The sequence below is a fragment of the Pseudomonas sp. BMW13 genome (assembly GCF_013357275.1).
GTDB lineage: Bacteria > Pseudomonadota > Gammaproteobacteria > Pseudomonadales > Pseudomonadaceae > Aquipseudomonas > Aquipseudomonas khazarica.
The window spans coordinates 1-19,126 of the sequence record NZ_SUKD01000038.1 but is presented as its reverse complement, the minus strand read 5'-3'; the positions used below and the strand labels follow the sequence as shown (position 1 = coordinate 19,126).

The following is a 19,126-nucleotide window of genomic DNA, read 5'->3' as shown; positions in this document are numbered from 1 at the left end:
GGCGCCCACAAGCGCCCGGCGTTTTTCTGGTTATAGGTATTAGAAGGAGTACTTGACGTTCAGACCGATGTTGTCGCGATCACGCGAACCGTTGTTCTGGCCTGCGCCATAGAACTCGGTGTACTGGATCTCGGCTTCCAGGCTGTTGAGGTAGCTGGCGCGCATGCCGACGGTGTACGCCTTGCGACCTTCGATGAAGTTGCCGGTCTGGTGCGAGTTGCCTTCGAAGTCATGCTTGAACACGGCGAACGGCGACAGGTTCACGCCCGCGTAGACGTCGTTCCAGGTACCGGAGAGCACCAGGGTGTAGCCGTAGGCGTTCTTGTTGACCTGATCGTCGCGATCGTAGCCGGAGATGTAGGAGCCGTTACCGCGGCCAGCGTAATAACGCGTGCCATTGCGGGAGTTGTACTGCAGGCTGTCGCCACGCAGGTGCTCGGAAGCCAGCTCGGCCACACCGAACAGCGAGTCGAAGCCGAGAGTCGGACCGAAGTTGTAGATGGTGCCCAGCGAGGTGTTGAATGCCTCGACACGAGTAGAGTTGTGGATCTGGTCACCCAGCTGAACCTGCTGACCACCGATGTTAACCACGCTACCGCCTGCAAGCTGAGGCGCTTGCGTCAGCAGGTCACCGAGCAGGTCGTTGGTAGCAGCGATGCCGATCGGCAGGTTGGGACGGTACGCCAACTCACCGAACACCGAAGCATTACCGACCGTGGTGTTGAAGCTGAGGCCATACATGCGAATGTCCTCGGCGTACTCGCGGCGAGCGTTGACCTGGTTGGCTACGTCAATCGTAGCCAGACCACCAGTAGCACTCGTCACCGCACTGGTCAGCGCATTCGAATACGCCGTGGCCAAAGCAGGATTGAGAGCGGGGTTAGCGACTACTGCCTGCAGCGTGGCAAGTGATACACCTGCTTGAGCGGCAACGGCCTGCTGCACCTGCGGGGTCAATGCTGCTTGTGTCTGAGCGCCAAGTGCTGTGAGGTCGAGCCCGGTGTATGCACCGAGATCCGCGTAAATGGTCGGCTCTTTAGCGTGATAGTTGACGAAGTAGAAACCGAACTCAGTGGAGTTCAGCTCTTCAGCGATATAGCGGAAAGCGACGCCAAACTGGCCATCATTCTTGGCATTGATGTCAGGACCAATGCTCGCCACCTTGATATTGCCGTTGGCATCAACGGTGCGGCCGCCCTGCAAACCACCAACTCCTGCGGCACTCAAGCCGGAATAGAGCCCGGCCAGAGGCACAAGAGCGGTCTGGGTCGAGTAAGCGGTGTTACCACCATCCGCAAACAGGTCGGTTTCGGAGAAATAGGTGCCGACCGGGTCGATAGCGGTTTCTTTCCAGTTCCACTGATAGAAGGCCTCCATCGACAGGTTGTCGGTCAGCCCCAGGTTGAAGCTCAGTGCCTCGACAGGCACCAGCACTTCCTTCACTTCGGAGCCAGGCAGACGGAACTTGGCGGCATCGACCGGGTTGGTGGTGTTGATGCCACCGCGATAGAACAGGCCTTCGCCCCAGTTGAACACCTGCTTACCGAAACGGCCGGAAACCGGCATGTCACCCACATCCCAGTTCCCGTAAACGTAGGCATCGAGAATCTGCGCGTCGCGACCAGCCTTGTGGCGGGTCTCACGGGTGAAGGTGTTGTCGTGCGGATTGGTCTGGCTCGGCTGGACCGGGGAGTTGGCGTCGTAGTAGTCGTTGCGCTTGTCCATGATCTGCGTGTCATAGAACGCGGTACCACGGATGAATACGCCGTAATTCTGGTAGGACGCCTCGAGGTCCGAGGTGATCTTGAACACTTCGGAAACCAGGCCGGTATCGAAACTGCGATTACCGTCGTTGGTGTTGATGTCGTCGTTGGTCTTGTCCTGCCCCTGGACGCGCCACAGCTGGCCGTAGGAGACGGTGGTATCGATGGAACCAGTGATCTCGTTGTCGGCGAAGCTGAACTCCACCGCCTGAGCCTGAGCGGCTACCAGCAAAGGCAGGACGCCAGCGAACGCAAAGCCGGCCTTGGCCGGGGCAAAACGTAGAACGGGCTTGCGGGACTTAATTTCCATCGAGACTCACTCCGTGGACAGATCATTCTTTTGGGCGATCCCATTTGGCGGGATGCGTTATGCCGTACTGACGACGGCTTGTTTTTTATTCGTGCAGCGTATTCCAGGGACCTTTGCGCAGCTGCGCACGGTCGAATCCTGCTCGACACTGCAACCATGGTGCCAATTCAAACGGGTGTATCAGCGCAGAGCCGCTTGCCAGCGCCTTCACGCAGTTTCTTTTCGTGACTGATCAGCCACTGACCAATGCGTCAGCTATTCAGCGTGAAATTGGCGCGCTTTGTCCTACGATCCGACGCTTTATGCCACTCGAGCCCTGAGGGCACGAGGTTTTCGGCAACGAGCGGCAAGTCGATGTCAAGAGCCATATGGCCCTAACTTTAGTGTGCGCACGAATAACACAGCACCTGGATATTTCTACGAGTAACAAAAAAGTGTTACCAGCCATCGACTGGTAACACTTTTATTGAAGCCAACCCGCCTTAGGCCAGGCTTTTGCTCACCACTTCGTAAACGTCGCTGGACAGCTCACCGCTGGCCAGGATGCGTTCCAGCTCGGCCTTCATCTGCGCCTGACGTGCAGGCGCGTACTTGCGCCAGCGGGTCAGCGGCGCCAGCAGGCGCGAGGCGATCTGTGGGTTGAGTGCGTTGAGGGTGATCACCTGATCGGCGAGAAAGCGATAGCCCGAGCCATCGGCCTGGTGAAAGTTGATCAGGTTCTGGTTGGCGAAGGCACCGATCAGGGCGCGCACCTTGTTCGGGTTCTTCAGGGTGAAGGCCTCATGCTGCATCAGCGCATGCACGCGCTCCAGGCCACCAGGCAGCGGGCTGCCGGCCTGCACGCTGAACCACTGGTCCATGACCAGCGCATCGTCCTTGAAGAAGTCGGCGAACATCGCCAGGGCCTTGCTACGCTCGGCCTCGAACGGCGAGTTGACCAGCACCGCCAGCGCCGCCAGGCGCTCGGTCATGTTGTCGGCGTTCTCGAACTGCTCGACGCAGGCGGCCAGCACCTCGGCCTGCTGGCTGAGCATCAGGTAAGACAGGGCGATGTTCTGCAGGCTGCGCCGGGCAAAATGCGCCGCCTCGGCCACGTAGGGCGTCGCCCTGGAGACGTCACGGTTGGCCTGGTAGCGCGCCAGCAGCGGCGCGTACAGAGCATCGGCCAGCTGCAGACGAGCGAACTCGCGCGCCTCGTGAATGGCCTCGACATCGGCCACGTCACTGATCTCGGTGAGATAGGCCTCGCCAGGCAGCGAGAGCATCTCGGCGACCATCGCCTGATCCAGCGACTCGTCCAGCAGCAATGTACGCAGCGCCTCCACCAGGCGCTGATCGAGCGCCAGCTCTTCGCCGCGCTGGTACTGGCCGATCAACTCCTGCAGCACCTGCACGGACAACTGCTGGCCGGCTTCCCAGCGATTGAAACCGTCGCTGTCGTGCTGCATGAGGAACATCAGCTGGTCGCGGCTGTAGGGGAAGCTGAGCTTGACCGGCGCACTGAAACCACGCAGCAGCGACGGCAGTGGCTGTTCGGCGACGCCCTCGAAGGTGAAGGTCTGCTCGGCTTCGGTGATCGACAGCACGCGGCCAGTACCGCTGGCGGTGGCTTCACCCTGCAGACGCAGCGGCAGCTCGTTGCCCTGGGCGTCGAGCAGACCGAGCGCAAGCGGAATCACGAACGGCAGCTTCTCGCTCTGCCCCGGAGTGGCCGGGCAGCTCTGGCGGAAGGTCAGGCTGTAGGTCTGCGCGGACGCATCATAGGCCTCGCTGACCAGCAGGCGCGGCGTACCGGCCTGGGTGTACCAGCGCTTGAACTGGGTCAGGTCGATGCCACTGGCATCTTCCATGGCCTTGACGAAGTCGTCGCAGGTCACCGCCTGGCCATCATGGCGTTCGAAGTACAGGTCCGAGCCCTTGCGGAACAGCTCGGGGCCAAGCAGGGTGTGGATCATGCGCAGAACTTCCGAACCCTTCTCGTAGATGGTCAGGGTGTAGAAGTTGGAGATCTCCATGTACGCATCCGGGCGCACCGGGTGAGCCATGGGACCGGCATCCTCGGCGAACTGGTGGGTGCGCAGGTAGGCCACGTCCTCGATGCGTTTGACCGTGCGCGAGTGGGTGTCGGCGGAGAACTCGCTGTCGCGGAACACGGTGAAGCCTTCCTTGAGCGACAGCTGGAACCAGTCGCGGCAGGTCACGCGGTTGCCCGACCAGTTGTGGAAGTACTCGTGCGCCACCACCGCCTCGACGCGCTGGTGCGCGGCGTCGGTGGCGGTCTCGGCCTTGGCCAGCACGCAGCTGGAGTTGAAGATGTTGAGGCCCTTGTTCTCCATGGCGCCCATGTTGAAGTCGTTGACCGCGACGATCATGAAGATGTCCAGGTCGTACTCGCGGCCGTAGACCTCCTCGTCCCACTTCATCGAGCGCTTGAGGCTGTCCATGGCGTGCTGCACCTTGTCGATGTTCTCCGGTTCGACATAGATGCGCAGCGCCACCTCGCGACTGCTCATGGTGGTGAAGCTGTCCTCGACGCACCACAGGTCGCCGGCGACCAGGGCGAACAGGTAGGCCGGTTTCTTGAACGGGTCTTCCCAGGTCGCCCAGTGGCGACCGCCCTCTTCGCTGCCGCTGGCCACCGGGTTGCCGTTGGACAGCAGCACCGGGTAGGCATGCTGCTCGGCGCTGACCGTAGTGGTGAACTTGCTCATCACGTCAGGACGATCGAGGTAGAAGGTGATCTTGCGGAAACCCTCGGCCTCGCACTGGGTGCAGAACATCGTGCCGGACTTGTACAGGCCTTCCAGCGCGGTGTTGCTCTCCGGGTGAATGCGCACGCTGCTGTCGACCACGAAGCGTTCCTGGGTCGGCTGCAGGGTCAGGTGGCTGGCGGTCAGGCTGTAGTCACCCTCGCCCAGCTCGCGATCATCCAGTTTCAGCTCGAGCAGCTCCAGCTGCTGGCCATCGAGCACCAGCGGCGGCAGGCCGGCACCAGCCTCAGGGTTGCGGCGCATGACCAGCTGCGCATGCACCAGGCTGTGATCCTCGAACAACTCGAAGGTCAGGTGCGTCTCGTCGATCAGGTAATCCGGTACCTGATAGTCCTTGAGGTAGATCGTCTTGGATTGTTCGGTGCGCATGGCAGTGGCCTCTTCGGGGCAGCTTCAAGCGAAGGCTTCAAGCTGCGAATGGTGGTCAGGCGGCGATCTCGTGGACGGCCAGCTGGTAGGCGGTGTACTTGCGGATATTGATCACGCCGGTGTCGAACATCAGGTACTGGCCCTTGATGCCGAGCAGGGTACCTTCGGCCAGGGGCTGCTTGTCCAGGTTGAAGCTGGTGATCTTGGCCGGGTAGGCCTCGATGGGATAGCGGATGTCCAGTACCTCGGCGGCTGTGAGCGGCTGGATGGCCTGCAGGCCGAAGCGTTGCTGCAGATCGGCGATACCTGCGCCACAGCTGTCGAATAGTTGCTCGCGAATCGCCAGCAGGTCGACCGGTACGGCGTCGCCCTTGAGCAACGCGCGCCAGTTGGTCTTGTCCGCCACCTGGCTGCGCAGCAGGTCCTCGACGAAGCCCGACTGCTGCCGAGTCGCCACGCGCAGGATCGGCAGCGCCTGGGTCGCCCCCTGGTCGATCCAGCGCGTCGGAACCTGGCTGGCACGGGTAATGCCGACCTTCACCCCGCTGGAGTTCGCCAGGTAGACGACATGGTCGGTCATGCAGAATTGCTCGCCCCAACTCGGCTCGCGGCAGGTGCCGGCGTCGTAGTGGCACTTCTCCGGGCTCATGATGCAGATATCGCACTGCGCCAGCTTCTGCATGCAGGGGTAGCAGTAACCCTGGCTGAAACTGGTCTTGGTCTTGCGCCCGCAATGCGTGCAGTGGATGGCGCCGAGGTACTCCAGGCGCAGGTGCCTGCCCACCAGCGGATTGACCGGCACCTCCTCGTCGCCGAGGCGAAAGGCGTATTGCACCGGCGCATCGAGGTGCGCCTTCATCTTGCTCAGCGAGCCACGTCCTAACTCGGTCATCAGTGCAAGGTATCCGACGACTTGAACAGCAGGTTGGGGACCGGCTCGGACTTGGACTTGCACTCCTGCGGGCCCATGTAGCCGGTGCGCTCTTCTTCCGGCAGGTTGTTCATTTCCCAGGCGATCATCGCCTGCAGGCTGAGTTCCTTCTGCTCCTGGGTCAGCTTGCGGCCGTCCGGCCACTTGCCGATCTCCACGGCCAGCTTGAGGCTCTCGTAGATTTCCGGGGTGATGTTGTCGATGGCTTCGAGGAAGGACGACATAGAGCTCTCCAATGAATCGTAGGGCGGGTGAAAACCGCCAAAATACTGTTCTGGCGGATTGCACCCGCCCTACAGGTCAAAAATCGAATCAGGCGCTTCGTCTGGCCAGCATACCGCCAAGCAGCCCGGTCAGGCAGCCGGTCAGCAGGCCACCGACATGCGCGGCGTTGGCGATGGCGCCGAACTGCAGCAGCTCGAAGATGCCGGTCATGCAGATCAGCAGCCACACCAGCATCATCACCAGCACGCCCGGCGGCAGACGATACGCCGCGTTCGGCGCCAGGCGCTGGTAGATCCAGCAATGCCCGAGCAGGCCGTAGAGCACGCCGGACAGGCCGCCGAACAGCGACGGGCCGGCCCACGCGTACTGCGCGAAGTTGGAGGCCAGGCCGAACAGCAGGGTCAGGCCGAACAGGCCGATGGCACCCTGGCGAAACTCGATGCGCCGGCCCAGCTCCCAGTACCACAGGCTGTTCATCGCCAGGTGCAGCCAGCCGAAATGGATCAGCATCGGCGTGATCAGGCGCCACCACTGACCGCTCTCCAGGGTCGCATCCAGGTAGTTGAGGTAGATGTTGTCGCCGTCGAGACGAAAATCGACGAAGCTCAGCCAGGAAATGGCCGCATAGTTCTCGCCCGCCAGGGTCACGGCGAAGACGATGAAGGTCACCAGCAGCATCAGCGCCGTCACCGGGCTGCGCCGCAACTGACTGAAAAAACCTTCCCGCACAGGCGGCAAGGCCGGCGCCGACTCGCCGCCATCCCCCTGCGGGTAGCGCGCATAGAGTTCGCGCACCTGCTCGGCCAGCGCCTCGCCGGGCACCCAGAGCACCTGCTCGCCGCCCTCCTCCGCGACCCGATGCGGCACGCGCAGGCGCTGCAACAAGGCCACGAAACCACTCAGGTCGTTATCCAGCGGCAAGCGCAGTACAGCTACGGCGGTCATCGAGGAGCCTCCTGCGGGTCGACGTCGACCCAGACGAACTTGCCCGCATCCAGCCGCGTTTCCTGATCGAGGCGATAGGCGACCAGGCGCCCGCCGACCACCGCGCTGTAGTCCAGGCAGGCCAGGTTGGCGCGGATCGGTGCCGGTTTGCCACGCCGCCAGTAGTGACCGACGAACAGCAACGGCTCATGCGCGCCGTACCTGAGCAGCTCGTCCTTCTGCAGCTCGGTCAGCGGCGTCTGTGCCGCCAGCTCGGGCAGGGCATCGGGCTGGAAGACGATATCGCCGTAGGTCTGCGGATTCTCTTCCCAGAACTTGGTGCGGAAGTAGGAGCGCGTGAAACCGTCGCCACTGGTCAGCGTCAGACCGTGCGGCAGGCGCATGTCGGTACCCCGCAGCAGGCGGTCGAGCGCCATGTTGGCGAAGCTGCCAGGCACGGCAGCGGCCTGGAGGAAATGCTCGTCGATGCAGCCGTCGGGAAATTGCGCCTTGAGCGGCGTGATCAGCTCGGCATCCCAGCAGGCGTGCACGACACGGAAGCGCCCGGCATCGATGAACAGCGGCATCTCGTAGAACCAGCGCAGGAACTCGCGCCACTCCTGCGGATGCCCCTCGAACTGCGCCAGGGTCTCGCGCATCAGCCGCTGGTGCCGCGGGCTGTGTTCGCGCACGTACTGGCGACCGCTGCCAGGCGGTGCCGGGGTGCTCCAGCCCAGCGCGTTGAATTCGTGGTTGCCCATGATGCACAGGGCCTGGCCGGCACGCACCATGTCATGCACCAGGTGCAGGACCTCGCGAATGCCGGGGCCACGATCGACCAGGTCACCCAGGAAGATCGCCATGCGCAGAGGATGCCGCCATACGCCATCCTGGCGGCTGTAGCCCAGGCGTTCGAGCAGACGTTCGAGGGTACGCGCACAACCGTGGATATCACCGATCAGGTCATAGCCACGATGAGGGTCGAGGGACATTCAGTCCTGTCCTCCCAGGCGACTGCCCCAACCCAGCTTGGTCCGGCAGACCTCGTAGTAGTTGTGATCCAGCGGATGGATCAGGCGCAGCTTCTGCGCCTTCTTGGCCACGTGCAGGGTGTCGCCCGGGGCACAGGTGAAGTGGTTCTGGCCGTCGCAGGAGACCTGCGGGTAGATGGTCATGTCCGCCGACACCACCACCTTCAGCTCGCTGTTGCCATCCACCACGATGGGCCGGCTGGACAGCGTGTGCGGGTACATCGGCACCACCACGATGGCGTCGAGCTTGGGATGCATGATCGGCCCGCCAGCGGACAGCGCATAGGCGGTCGAGCCGGTGGGCGTGGCGACGATCAGCCCGTCCGCCTTCTGGCTGCAGACGAACTGGCCATCGATGAAGAGTTCGAACTCGATCATTCGCGTCGACTTGCCGGGGTGCAGCACCACATCGTTGAGCGCATCGCCCTGGCCGATGGCTTCGCCCTGGCGGCGTACCTCGGCCTCGAGCAGGAAGCGGTTTTCTGTCAGGTATTGCCCTTCGAGTACCTGCGCCACCTTGAGTTCAAGCTCGTCGGGGCGGATGTCGGTGAGAAAGCCCAGGCTGCCGCGGTTGATCCCCAGCACCGGCACCTTGTGTCGCGCCAGCGCCCGCGCCGCGCCCAGCATGCTGCCATCGCCGCCGACGACGATCACCAGGTCGCAGACCTCGCCAAGCATCTTGCGCGACGAGGTCTGCAGGCCGTGGCCGGGCAGCAGGTCGGCGATGGTGTCCTCGAGGATCACATGCAGGTGGCGGTCGATGAGGAAGCGCTTGAGCCGGCGAACGGTCTCCAGCACCCGCGTGCTACCCAGGCGCCCGATGATGCCGACATTGCGAAATTGCTCCATGGGACTCCCGCCAGACAGATAAGAAACGAACGAGGATTATCGGCCAAAGGCGCGGTACGCGGCAAACCGGGGCTATGCTCTGCCCATGACCGCTCACGACTTGCTGCACGCTCTGCTGCAGAGACTGCGCACCCCGGCGGTGCGCGACCTCGCCTGGACCCTGCTCTCGCCCCCCTTGCTGGGGCAGACCACGAAACCCCAGCGCCACCCGCTGCAGGCCAGCGCATGGCGCCATACCCCGGAGTTGCTCGAGAACTGGCTGAGCGGGCTGGACAGCGCCCCGGATGCGCTGCATGCCTGGCTGCTGGCGAAACCGGCCAGGCGCCTCGGCCTGTACTACGAACGCCTGTGGCAATTCGCCCTGCACGCCGCCGACGACGTCGAGGTGGTCGCGGCCAACCTGCCGATACGCCAGAACGGCCAGACCCTGGGCGAACTGGACCTGCTGCTGCGCGACGCCGAAGGCGAGCACCATCTGGAGCTGGCGGTGAAGTTCTACCTGGGCCCGCTGGCGGGCGACGGCAACGATGCCGGCCTCTGGCTCGGCCCCGGCAGCCACGACCGGCTCGATTTGAAACTGAATCATCTCGCCCAGCATCAACTGCCGCTGTCGTCCCGGCGCGAGGCGCGTGGCGACCTCAACGAGCTGCGCCTGAGCGACACCCGATCGTCCTTCTGGCTCGCCGGCTACCTGTTCTACCCCTGGCCGACCGGCTGCGATTCACCGCGCGGCGCCTTACCGGCGCACTGGCGAGGGCACTGGCTGCGGCAACGTGACTGGGCAGCATTCTCCGCCCGGCAAGCGCAGGCGCACTGGCAACCCCTGCCACGCCTGTCCTGGCTGGCGCCGGCGCTGATTGACGGCGAGGAACGTTGGTCACGCGAGACGTTCGCGCACTGGCTGGAGGGCCTGTCCTCCCGCTCCCAGCTGCTGGTGCGACTGGAAGAGGATCAGGCCGGTGACTGGCGAGAGGTCGAGCGGCTCTTCCTGGTCAGCGATCAATGGCCAACCTGAGGGCGCAGCAAGTCGGATGTGGCCCCGCTCAGCGGCTGCGCTCGGTACGCCCGCCGGAACGCGCCAGATAGCCCGAACCGCTCTCGCACAGCAACGCGGCACGCTGCACGGCCGGCAAGGCATCCAGCCCGTCACGCAGGGCGTAGACGCTGTAACCGAGCTGCGAGAGCAGGAACACCGCGCTGCTGCTGCGCTTGCCGCTGTCGCAGTAGCACAGGTAGGTGCGCGACTTGTCCAGCAGGCGCGCCTTCAGCCGCAACAGCTGCAGCGGCATGTGCAGGGCCTGCGGCGCATGAGCCTTCTCGTACTCTTCCAGCAGGCGCACGTCCAGCCATTGCGCGCCATGGCTGAGCAGGCGCGACGCCTCGCCCAGCGACACCTCGGCGACGACCGGCGCCTTGAGCAGGGCGAAGAAATCCTGGCGATCCAGCCGCAGCACGCTGCCGCGCTCGACCATGGTCACCGTGGCATTGCGCGGCCGGTCGGCCAGCAGCGCTTCCTCGCCGAAGCAGGCACCGACGTCCAGCTCCGCCAGCACCTGACGATCGCTGCCGGCGCTGCGGATCACTTCGGCACGGCCGCTTTCCAGGAAGAAGCAGCAGTCCCCGGCCGCGCCTTCCTGCAGCACCTGGCTACCCGCCTCGAACTCGACCCGTTGCAGACGGGCAAGCATGCTCTGCACGTTGGCCGGCGGCACCTTGGCGAACAACGGGTTCTCCAGCAGGCGCTCCAGCCAATCGATATCGGCCCCGCGCTGCTGCAAGGCCAGCAGCAGGTCCTGGTAGGCCAGGCGCCAGGTCAGCAGACGGTCCAGCGTGGCGCTGTCGATCATCAGCACACTGGCATCCGTCAGCGCCCGGGCCTCGTGCAGACGCGGCAGACTGGGTGACAGGGGATGACAGCTGACCTCGCTGCCGGCGCTCACGGACTGGACATGCCCCTCGGCATCCTGCAGCTGCAGCTCCCCCGCCAGCAGGTAGCAGGTCAGCCGCGCCTGGTCGCCCAGGCGAAACAACGGCTGGCCGGCCAGCAGTGGCTGAGGCACCAGCTGGCTGCGCAACTCGCGCCACTGCTGCTCGGACAGCACATTGAGGGGCGTCAGGCTGCGCAGTTGCTCGGGAGTAAGGGGTTCGCTCATGAAGTAATCCAGGCTCCGCTGGTCAGCCCTGAGTGTAGTCGGTGTTGCTGCCCATCAGGGCTCGGCGCCCCTGCAGGCCGCCAGTATGAATGAAGATCAGCCGCGTGCCGCGCACAAGTTGCCCGTTCGCGCAAAAATCACGCAAGGCCATCAGCGCCTTGCCGGTATACAGCGGATCCAGCGGCAGGCCGGCGGCCTGCTCGGTCTCCAGAATGAACTGACGCAACGCCTGATCGAAACGCGCAAAGCCGCCGCGCGCGGCATCGATGAACTGCTGGCGCCCGCCACTGACGCCCGCCAGCCCCAGCAACTCGGCGACCTGGGCAGCCACGCCATGGCTGGCAGGCACCGCCAATGCGCCGAACACGGAGCGGCGGCTATCACCGAGCAGCAGGCCCGCCAGCGTGGTACCGGTCCCGGCGGCCAGCCACCAGGCATCGAAGTCCGGCCAATCGAGATCCGCCAGCTGCGCTTGCGCCATCGCCACCAGGCCGCGGCAACCTTCGGCGCCCGGCAGCCCCAGGCCGCCCTCGCCAACCGCCTGGAACCCCGGGTAGCGCGCCAGCCACGGCTGCCAGAAATCGGCCTGGTGGCGTGCGCGGTAGCCGCCGTAACCCAGCCAGTGCAACTGCATGCCCAGCGTCTGCAGATCATCCACCGTCGGCGTGCGTTGCGCTTCGCCGCGTAACAGGCCAACCGTGGCGAAACCGAAGCGCTGGCCCGCCGCCGCCAGGGCATGCAGGTGATTGGAATGGGCGCCACCGAGGCTGATCAGGCCCTGCGCGCCGTCAGCGGCGGCCTGCTGCAGGTAGGGCGCGAGCTTGAACCACTTGTTGCCGGACAGCAGCGGGTCGATGAGGTCCAGGCGCAGGCAGGCCAGCTCGACGCCAGCGGCATCGAGCCAGTCGAGATGAATGCGTTGCAGGGGCGCCTGTGGGCGCCAGTCGGGAACGCGTATCGCCAAGGTCAGCCGACGGTACGCAGGCGGCTGCTCGCCTTGTGCCGCGAGCAGCAGTTGGATTCGCCCAGCACGAAGCGGCTCGGCGTGTCGATGCGGTCGATGGGAATGGCGCAACGCTCGCCACTGGGCAGGCTCGCCTCGCAGGAGGGTTGCTGATAGTGCCCCAGCCAATGGCGATACTGCTCCTCGGACACGAAGCACTTGGCGGCAGCGTAGGCCATGGGGTTGTCCTGGTAGCGGGCGACATCCTGCAGGGGAATGGTCAGGTGGCCGGCGCCGGGATGGTAGACCACGAACACCACGCCGAGCTTGGCCAGGCGCTCCAGCACCTGATCGCCGCCCTGGCTGGCGAACTCGTTGCGCTCTCGCTTGAGGCGCTCGATCTCCGCCTGCAACTGGGCATCCAGCTCGTTGCGATAGGCCAGTTCCACGTCACGAATGGCGATCTGCTCCTTGGCCTCGGCCACGGCCGCAGCCACCTTCGCCCGCATCTCGCCTTCGAACTGGGCACGCAGGATATCGCCCTCGGTGCGCCCATGACGCTCCAGCGCCCGCAGTTGCTGGGTCATCTCCTCACGGCTGCTCTGGAAGCTTTCCGCCTGCGCCGCCAGTTGCGCCTTGAGGTTGGCATTGAGTTCCTGCTGCTGGCGCACCGCCTGATGCAGCCCATGGATCTGCGCCTGCAGATTGTTGCTCTGTTCCTCGCTGGCCAACTTGAACTTGGCCAGCTCCTCTTCGTGCTGCTGGGTCAGGCTGGTGATACGCAGGCGCTGCTGCTGGATCAGCTGCGCAGTCTTGGCACGGTGTTCCTGATCCATTTTCTGCGCCAGCTGCTCGGACACTTCCTTGGCAGGGTCGGGCGCATACCACTTGTCTTCGGAGGCCACCTGCAGGCGCTCGGCGACCACCGCCTGAGCGCTGTCGTCCTCGACCAGCAACCCGAGCTGATTGCGCTTGACCGCATCGCGCAGCGTCACCAGATCGTTCTGCGTCGGTGCCAGATTGGGGTCCCACAGGTGCATCTGGTGCCAGGACACCGGGCACTGGCTGCGGCAGGCGAGACGAATCGGCCCCGCACCCAGATCGGGACCACGCCCAGCGCGTTCGGCCAGGTGCTGCAGCGGAATGTTCCAGCCCTTGTCAGGACGGCCATCATCATCGAAGTCGAGAAAGAAGAACACCGCAGCCCTGACCAGCAGGCGCGGGTTGATCACCACGAACACGGCGCGCATCTGTTCGTCGGCGAACTCGGGCATGTTGACCACGCCGTCGAGCAACGCCTCGAATTCAGGGAACATCATCTGTTTGCAGATACCGCGTTCACTGAAGAACATCACGGCTTCCACCATCTGCGGCTTGTTCTGCATGCTCATTGAGGGCCCTCTGAACCAACGGGATACGCGCGCACGATCAAATGCCGAAGCCTCGCGTGCTCCGGTACAGATATCATCCCTGACAGTTCAGACAAGTCTAGGGGAAAAGCCAACCCCAGCAATGTGACTGGGTTGGCACTCACTCTGCCAACAACGCCGGAGGAAGCACCGGCGGCGCGAAAATGTGACGGGATTGCGCTGCAGGCGGCGACCGCCGCACGCACATCGGCCAGTCAGGCCAGCGCCTTCGATCGACGGATGGCTGCCAGTGCCGAGCCGTTTCTATCCTGAGGCGGCGCTCTCAGGCAACCCTGCGGCGCCCTGGTCCGGTCGAGGGCCGGGCGCCGTTCAGCGCCTGTCAGCGCTTGGCTGCCGCGAGAAAAGGCGCCAGGCGTTGCGCCATTTCCGCGCCGAGGGCCTGCAGCCCGCTCATCGGGCGAATCATCACCTCGAACTCGACGATCTGCCCCGACTCGTCGAAACGAATCATGTCGATGCCCTTCAGATCACGCTCGCCGACCCGCGCAGAGAACTCCAGCACGACGCTGAGGCCGTCTGCGGTGGCCAGTTCACGGTGGTAGGTGAAGTCTTCGAAGACCTTGAGCACGGTGTTGAGAATCAGGTTGACCGCCTGCGCGCCCGGATAGGGGGTATGCGCCATGGGCGAACGAAACACGGCCTGCGGGTGCAGCAGTTCGGGCAAGGCACTCAGGTCCTTGGCGGCGACGAACTGGTGCCAGCGTTCGAGGCTGGCGGCGGCAGCAGGATGCAGTTGGGCGGCGAGAGACATCGGCTTCTCCTTGTTGTTTTCAAGCCGGATAGCAAACGCCCCGCTGGAGGCGGGGCGCTGTTTCGATCAGAGTTCGGCCGCCAGGCGCGAACCCTGGTTGATGGCCCGCTTGGCATCCAGCTCGGCGGCGACGTCCGCGCCACCGACCAGGTGCACGCGCTGACCGGCATGCTGCAGACCGTCCTGCAGCTCACGCAGCGGGTCCTGACCGGCGCAGACGATGACGGTGTCGACCGGCAGCACCTGTTCCTCGCCAGCGGCGATGCGGATATACAGACCGGCATCGTCGATGCGCACGTACTCGACGCTGTTGAGCATCTGCACGTTCTTGTTCTTCAGGCCGGTGCGGTGAATCCAGCCGGTGGTCTTGCCCAGGCCATCGCCGACCTTGGACTTCTTGCGCTGCAACAGGAACACCTGACGCGCAGCCGGGTGCGGATGCGCCTCGATGCCCGCCACGCCACCACGCGCCTCGAGCGCGGTGTCGATGCCCCACTCCTTCCAGAACGCTTCGCGGTCGAGGCTGGTGGCCGTACCCTGGTGCGTGATGAACTCGGAGACATCGAAACCGATACCGCCGGCGCCGATCACCGCGACCTTCTGGCCGACCGGCTTGCGCTCGAGGATCGCGTCCAGGTAGCCGATCACCTTGGGGTGATCGATGCCTGGAATCTCCGGGGTGCGCGGCGCGATGCCGGTGGCCAGGATGATGTCGTCGAAGCCGCCGGCGACCAGGTCATCCACCGATACGCGGGTATTCAGGCGCACGTCGACACCGGTGGTTTCCAGCTTGCGCTTGAAGTAACGCAGGGTCTCGAAGAACTCTTCCTTGCCCGGCACGCGCTTGGCCACGTTGAACTGACCGCCGATCTCGCCGGCCGCGTCGAACAGGGTCACCGCGTGACCGCGCTCGGCAGCGACGGTGGAAGCCGCCAACCCGGCAGGGCCGGCGCCCACCACGGCGATCTTCTTCACCGTGGTCGTGGGGATGTAGTTCAGCTCGGTCTCGTGGCAGGCACGCGGGTTGACCAGGCAGCTGGTCAGCTTGCCGCCGAAGGTGTGATCCAGGCAGGCCTGGTTGCAGCCGATGCAGGTGTTGATCTCGTCCGCACGGCCTTCGGCGGCCTTGTTGACGAAATCCGGGTCGGCCAGGAACGGGCGCGCCATCGACACCATGTCGGCGTCGCCCTCGGCCAGCACCTGCTCGGCCACTTCCGGGGTATTGATACGGTTGGTGGTGATCAGCGGGATCGACACCTCGCCCTTGAGCTTGGCGGTGACCTTGGTGAAGGCCGCGCGCGGCACCTTGGTGGCGATGGTCGGGATGCGCGCCTCGTGCCAGCCGATACCGGTGTTGATGAGGGTGGCGCCAGCCTGCTCGATGGCCTTGGCCAGCAGGACGATCTCGTCCCAGGTGCTGCCCCCTTCGACCAGGTCGAGCATCGACAGGCGATAGATGATGATGAAGTCGCTGCCCACCGCCTCGCGCACACGGCGGACGATCTCCACCGGCAGACGCATGCGGTTCTCGAAGCTGCCGCCCCAGCGATCAGTGCGATGGTTGGTGTGGGCGACCAGGAACTGGTTGATGAAGTAGCCTTCCGAGCCCATCACCTCGACACCGTCGTAGCCCGCCTGCTGCGCCAGCGCGGCACAATTGACGAAATCGGCGATCTGCTTCTCGATCCCCTCCTCGTCCAGCTCGCGCGGCTTGAACGGGTTGATCGGCGCCTGGATGGCGCTCGGCGCCACGGACTTCGGGCTGTAGGCGTAGCGCCCGGCATGCAGGATCTGCATGCAGATCTTGCCACCGGCTTCGTGCACGGCCTGGGTCACGACCTTGTGCTTGTCGGCCTCTTCCGGCGTGCTCAGCTTGGCTGCGCCCGCATAGACGCCACCCTCCTCGTTCGGGCCGATGCCGCCGGTGACCATCAGGCCGACACCGCCACGGGCGCGCTCGGCGAAGTAGGCCGCCATGCGCTCGAAACCGCCCGGCTTCTCCTCCAGGCCAGTGTGCATGGAGCCCATCAGGGTACGGTTCTTCAAGGTGGTGAAGCCGAGATCGAGCGGGGCCAGCAGGTTCGGGTAACGAGCAGTCATGGAAATCTCCACATCGCGGTGCAGTTCACGGGTTGCCGCGGTCTCATGGGCACGCGGTCGGTTATGGAGCCAGACGATAAAGAGGCGGCCAGGCATGCTCAATGATCAAAACTGACAAGATAATGATCAAAACTTGCAATTGGCCTTGGCAGCCCGGCGCGATCGACCTAACCTGCAACACAACCCAGTCGAAAGAACCTGCATGCGTCCATTGATCATCCTCGCGCTGGCGCTCACGCTGCTGGCCGGCCTCGGCAGCTACGCCCGCTGGTGCCAGCAACGCCCTGTCAGCCATTACCTGTCCGACCTGCGCAGCCAGGTCGCACTCGACCTCGGCCAACCCGGCGCTCGCGGCAACCTGCTGGGCATCCAGCCGGAACTGTTCGCCGGTGACTATCAGAGCCTGTCGCGCCTGCGCCTGAAGCTGGCCGCCTACCTGGACCATGCACGCGAGCGCGGTATGCTCAATGCGCGCACGGTGGTCGTGCTGCCCGAACACATCGGCACCTGGCTGCTGGCCGTGGGCGAGAAGGACGAGCTCTATCACGCCCCCGGACAGCGCCAGGCCCTGCATTGGCTGGCGGCCAGCAACCCGCTGGACTTTCTCGGCGCCCTGTTCGCCGCCCAGGCCCCGTCGCGCGTGAGCGATGCGCTGCTGCGCACCAAGGCGCAATCGATGGCGCACGACTACCAGCAGCTGTTCGGCGACCTGGCGCGCGACTACGGCATCACCCTGGTGGCAGGCTCCATCGTCCTGCCGGAGCCACGCGTGGAACACGGCCGCCTGCAGGTCGGGCGCGGCCCGCTGTACAACGTCAGCCTGGTGTTCGACCGCGCCGGCAAGCCCCTGGGACAACCCCAGCGGCATGCTTACGATGCCGAAGCCAGCACAACGACCACGGCCACTGCCCTGCAGGTCCTGGACACCCCAGCCGGCCGACTCGGCGTGCTGCTGGGCGGCGACCTAGCCCGCCTGGCGGACGCACGGACACTGGCTGCCAGCCGGCTCGACCTGCTGGCCATGCCCAGCGACCTGCAGGCCGCCGCAGATGCCACCCTGCTGCATGAACAGCTGCTGCGCAGCGGCATCCATGCCGGCATGCAGGTCCATCTGCGCGGACGACTCTGGGAGCATCAGGGGCAACCGCCGGCACTGGCATTCCGCGCCGGGACGAGCGCCCTGGGCGCGAGCACCAGCGGTGCACAACTGGTCAACCTGTGGTTATGAAAACTTCACGCGTACGCCTCGGCGACCTGTCCGTCGGCTTCACCCAGGCCCTGGCCGAAGCCCTGCGCGAGCAGGGCCAGGCTCCCGAGCCCCTGCTCGAACAGTTCGGCCTGGATGCCGCACGCCTGAGCGAGCCGCGTGCACGCCTGTCGATCCCCCGCTTCATGCGCCTGGGCCACAGCGCCATCGCCCTGTGCAACAACCCCGCACTGGGTCTGGACATGGGCCGCCACAGCCGCCTCGGCCAGGTCGGCCTGGCCGGTGTCTGCGCCATGCAGGCGCCCGACCTGCGCGAAGCGGCACGCACCCTGACCCGCTTCGAGCCGCTGTACGCCGCCAACTACCGCGGGCGCTCGGGCTTCAGCGAGGATGCCCGTGGTGCCTGGCTGCACTTCTACTCCATCAGTCCGTACAACACCTACAACCGCTTCGTGGTGGACTCGGTACTGGCGGGCTGGCAACAGAACCTGGGGCAAGTGGTCGGTCGCAGCATTGCCCTGGAAAAAGTCGAGATCGAGTTTCCGCTGCCGGCATACGGCGAGCGCTACGAGAGCCTGTTCGGCTGCCCGGTGGAATTCGCGGCCAGTGCCAACCGCCTGCGCCTGAGCAGCGACACCCTGGCGCTGCGCAACCCGCAGCACTGCCCCGGCACCTGGCGGCACCTGCTGGAACTGTGCGAGCGCGAACTGGATCAGCTGACCCGCACGCGCAGCCTGCGTGAACGGGTCATCCAGTTGCTCGGCCCCATGCTGCACGGGCACGAGCCGGACCTGGAGGAAGTCGCGCGCAACCTGCAACTGCCCAGCTGGACATTGCGCCGCAAGCTGGCCGAGGAAGGCACGCAGTTTCGCGCCATCGTCAATGACACCCGCCGCGACCTGGCGACAGCCTATATCCGCGATACCGAACTGGCCTTCGGTGAAATCGCCTACCTGCTCGGTTTCGCCTCGGCCGAAGCCTTCCAGCGCGCCTTCAAGCGCTGGCTCGGACAGACGCCCGGCGACTATCGCCGCGCACAGCGCCGGGCCGATAGCGAAGCTCAGAGCTCCGTGGCGTCGTCGTCCACGTCGATCACGTCCTGATCGAAGCCGTCACGCTCGAGCAGTTCTTCCTGATAGTCATCCATTGCCCGTTCTCCTGGGTCGTTGCGTCTTTCGTTAGCAAGCTACGTTGTCAGCATGAAGACAAGATGACGAAACGCCGCAGGACGGCAACGCCGGAGCGCAGGCAATAAAAAACCCGTCGATCTGGCGATCGACGGGTTTCGCATATGGCGCAGCGGACGGGACTCGAACCCGCGACCCCCGGCGTGACAGGCCGGTATTCTAACCGACTGAACTACCGCTGC

At 64.8% G+C, this 19,126-nt stretch carries 15 protein-coding genes and 1 tRNA gene; 3 read left to right on the top strand and 13 right to left on the bottom strand.

Annotation, left to right across the window (positions count from 1 at the left end; all coding sequences use genetic code 11):
* Positions 1–39: 39 nt before the first annotated feature.
* From E4487_RS23460 to E4487_RS23430, 7 genes are all read right to left on the bottom strand, one after another.
* A complete protein-coding gene (locus E4487_RS23460; RefSeq protein WP_134675453.1) occupies positions 40–2,073 on the bottom strand; it encodes a DUF1302 domain-containing protein in 2,034 nt (677 codons plus the stop codon).
* Positions 2,074–2,555: 482 nt separating this feature from the next.
* On the bottom strand, positions 2,556–5,213 hold the full coding sequence (gene pepN, locus E4487_RS23455; protein WP_175254507.1) for an aminopeptidase N: 2,658 nt from the start codon (positions 5,211–5,213) through the stop codon (positions 2,556–2,558).
* A 55-nt stretch (positions 5,214–5,268) separates the two neighbouring features.
* Complete coding sequence (locus E4487_RS23450) at positions 5,269–6,105, bottom strand: DUF2797 domain-containing protein (protein ID WP_175254506.1); 837 nt, start codon at positions 6,103–6,105, stop codon at positions 5,269–5,271.
* On the bottom strand, positions 6,105–6,368 hold the full coding sequence (locus tag E4487_RS23445) for a YeaC family protein (protein WP_037056249.1): 264 nt from the start codon (positions 6,366–6,368) through the stop codon (positions 6,105–6,107). Before E4487_RS23445 ends, E4487_RS23450 begins: the two co-directional genes overlap by 1 nt.
* An 88-nt stretch (positions 6,369–6,456) precedes the next feature.
* Positions 6,457–7,314 carry a rhomboid family intramembrane serine protease gene (locus E4487_RS23440; RefSeq protein ID WP_047586347.1) on the bottom strand — a complete coding sequence of 286 codons (858 nt, stop codon included), beginning with the start codon at positions 7,312–7,314 and terminating at the stop codon, positions 6,457–6,459.
* Entirely contained in the window at positions 7,311–8,285 is a 975-nt protein-coding gene (locus tag E4487_RS23435; protein WP_037056252.1) for a metallophosphoesterase, read from the bottom strand. Before E4487_RS23435 ends, E4487_RS23440 begins: the two co-directional genes overlap by 4 nt.
* Positions 8,286–9,173 carry an NAD(+) kinase gene (locus E4487_RS23430; RefSeq protein ID WP_037056253.1) on the bottom strand — a complete coding sequence of 296 codons (888 nt, stop codon included), beginning with the start codon at positions 9,171–9,173 and terminating at the stop codon, positions 8,286–8,288.
* 85 nt (positions 9,174–9,258) lie between these two features.
* Here E4487_RS23430 and E4487_RS23425 point away from each other — a divergent pair, with 85 nt between their 5' ends.
* The gene (locus E4487_RS23425; RefSeq protein ID WP_175254505.1) at positions 9,259–10,188 is read left to right on the top strand and encodes a DUF1853 family protein; all 930 of its coding nucleotides are present in this window, start codon (positions 9,259–9,261) and stop codon (positions 10,186–10,188) included.
* A 28-nt stretch (positions 10,189–10,216) separates the two neighbouring features.
* Here E4487_RS23425 and E4487_RS23420 read toward each other — a convergent pair whose 3' ends face one another.
* The 5 genes from E4487_RS23420 to E4487_RS23400 all read right to left on the bottom strand — a co-directional run bounded on the left by E4487_RS23420 (position 10,217) and on the right by E4487_RS23400 (position 16,550).
* Positions 10,217–11,326: a cyclic nucleotide-binding domain-containing protein gene (locus tag E4487_RS23420; RefSeq protein WP_175254504.1), complete on the bottom strand. Its 1,110-nt coding sequence runs from the start codon at positions 11,324–11,326 to the stop codon at positions 10,217–10,219.
* 22 nt (positions 11,327–11,348) lie between these two features.
* Complete coding sequence (locus tag E4487_RS23415; protein ID WP_175254503.1) at positions 11,349–12,290, bottom strand: 1-aminocyclopropane-1-carboxylate deaminase/D-cysteine desulfhydrase; 942 nt, start codon at positions 12,288–12,290, stop codon at positions 11,349–11,351.
* A 2-nt stretch (positions 12,291–12,292) separates the two neighbouring features.
* Positions 12,293–13,660 (bottom strand): chromosome partitioning protein ParA, encoded by a 1,368-nt coding sequence (locus E4487_RS23410; protein WP_080756991.1) that lies wholly within the window; start codon positions 13,658–13,660, stop codon positions 12,293–12,295.
* 358 nt (positions 13,661–14,018) lie between these two features.
* Positions 14,019–14,450, bottom strand: coding sequence for a nuclear transport factor 2 family protein (locus E4487_RS23405; RefSeq protein WP_037056258.1), 432 nt, complete (start codon positions 14,448–14,450; stop codon positions 14,019–14,021).
* A 66-nt stretch (positions 14,451–14,516) separates the two neighbouring features.
* Complete coding sequence (locus tag E4487_RS23400; protein ID WP_175254502.1) at positions 14,517–16,550, bottom strand: NADPH-dependent 2,4-dienoyl-CoA reductase; 2,034 nt, start codon at positions 16,548–16,550, stop codon at positions 14,517–14,519.
* A gap of 202 nt (positions 16,551–16,752) precedes the next feature.
* Here E4487_RS23400 and E4487_RS23395 point away from each other — a divergent pair, with 202 nt between their 5' ends.
* Both E4487_RS23395 and E4487_RS23390 read left to right on the top strand, forming a co-directional pair.
* Positions 16,753–17,778: a carbon-nitrogen hydrolase family protein gene (locus E4487_RS23395; protein WP_175254501.1), complete on the top strand. Its 1,026-nt coding sequence runs from the start codon at positions 16,753–16,755 to the stop codon at positions 17,776–17,778.
* Positions 17,775–18,860, top strand: a complete 1,086-nt coding sequence (locus E4487_RS23390) for an AraC family transcriptional regulator (protein WP_047586357.1) — start codon at positions 17,775–17,777, stop codon at positions 18,858–18,860. The genes E4487_RS23395 and E4487_RS23390 overlap by 4 nt, the downstream gene beginning before the upstream one ends.
* 189 nt (positions 18,861–19,049) lie before the next feature.
* Here the strand turns inward: E4487_RS23390 and E4487_RS23385 are convergent.
* Positions 19,050–19,126: transfer RNA gene (locus E4487_RS23385), tRNA-Asp, on the bottom strand.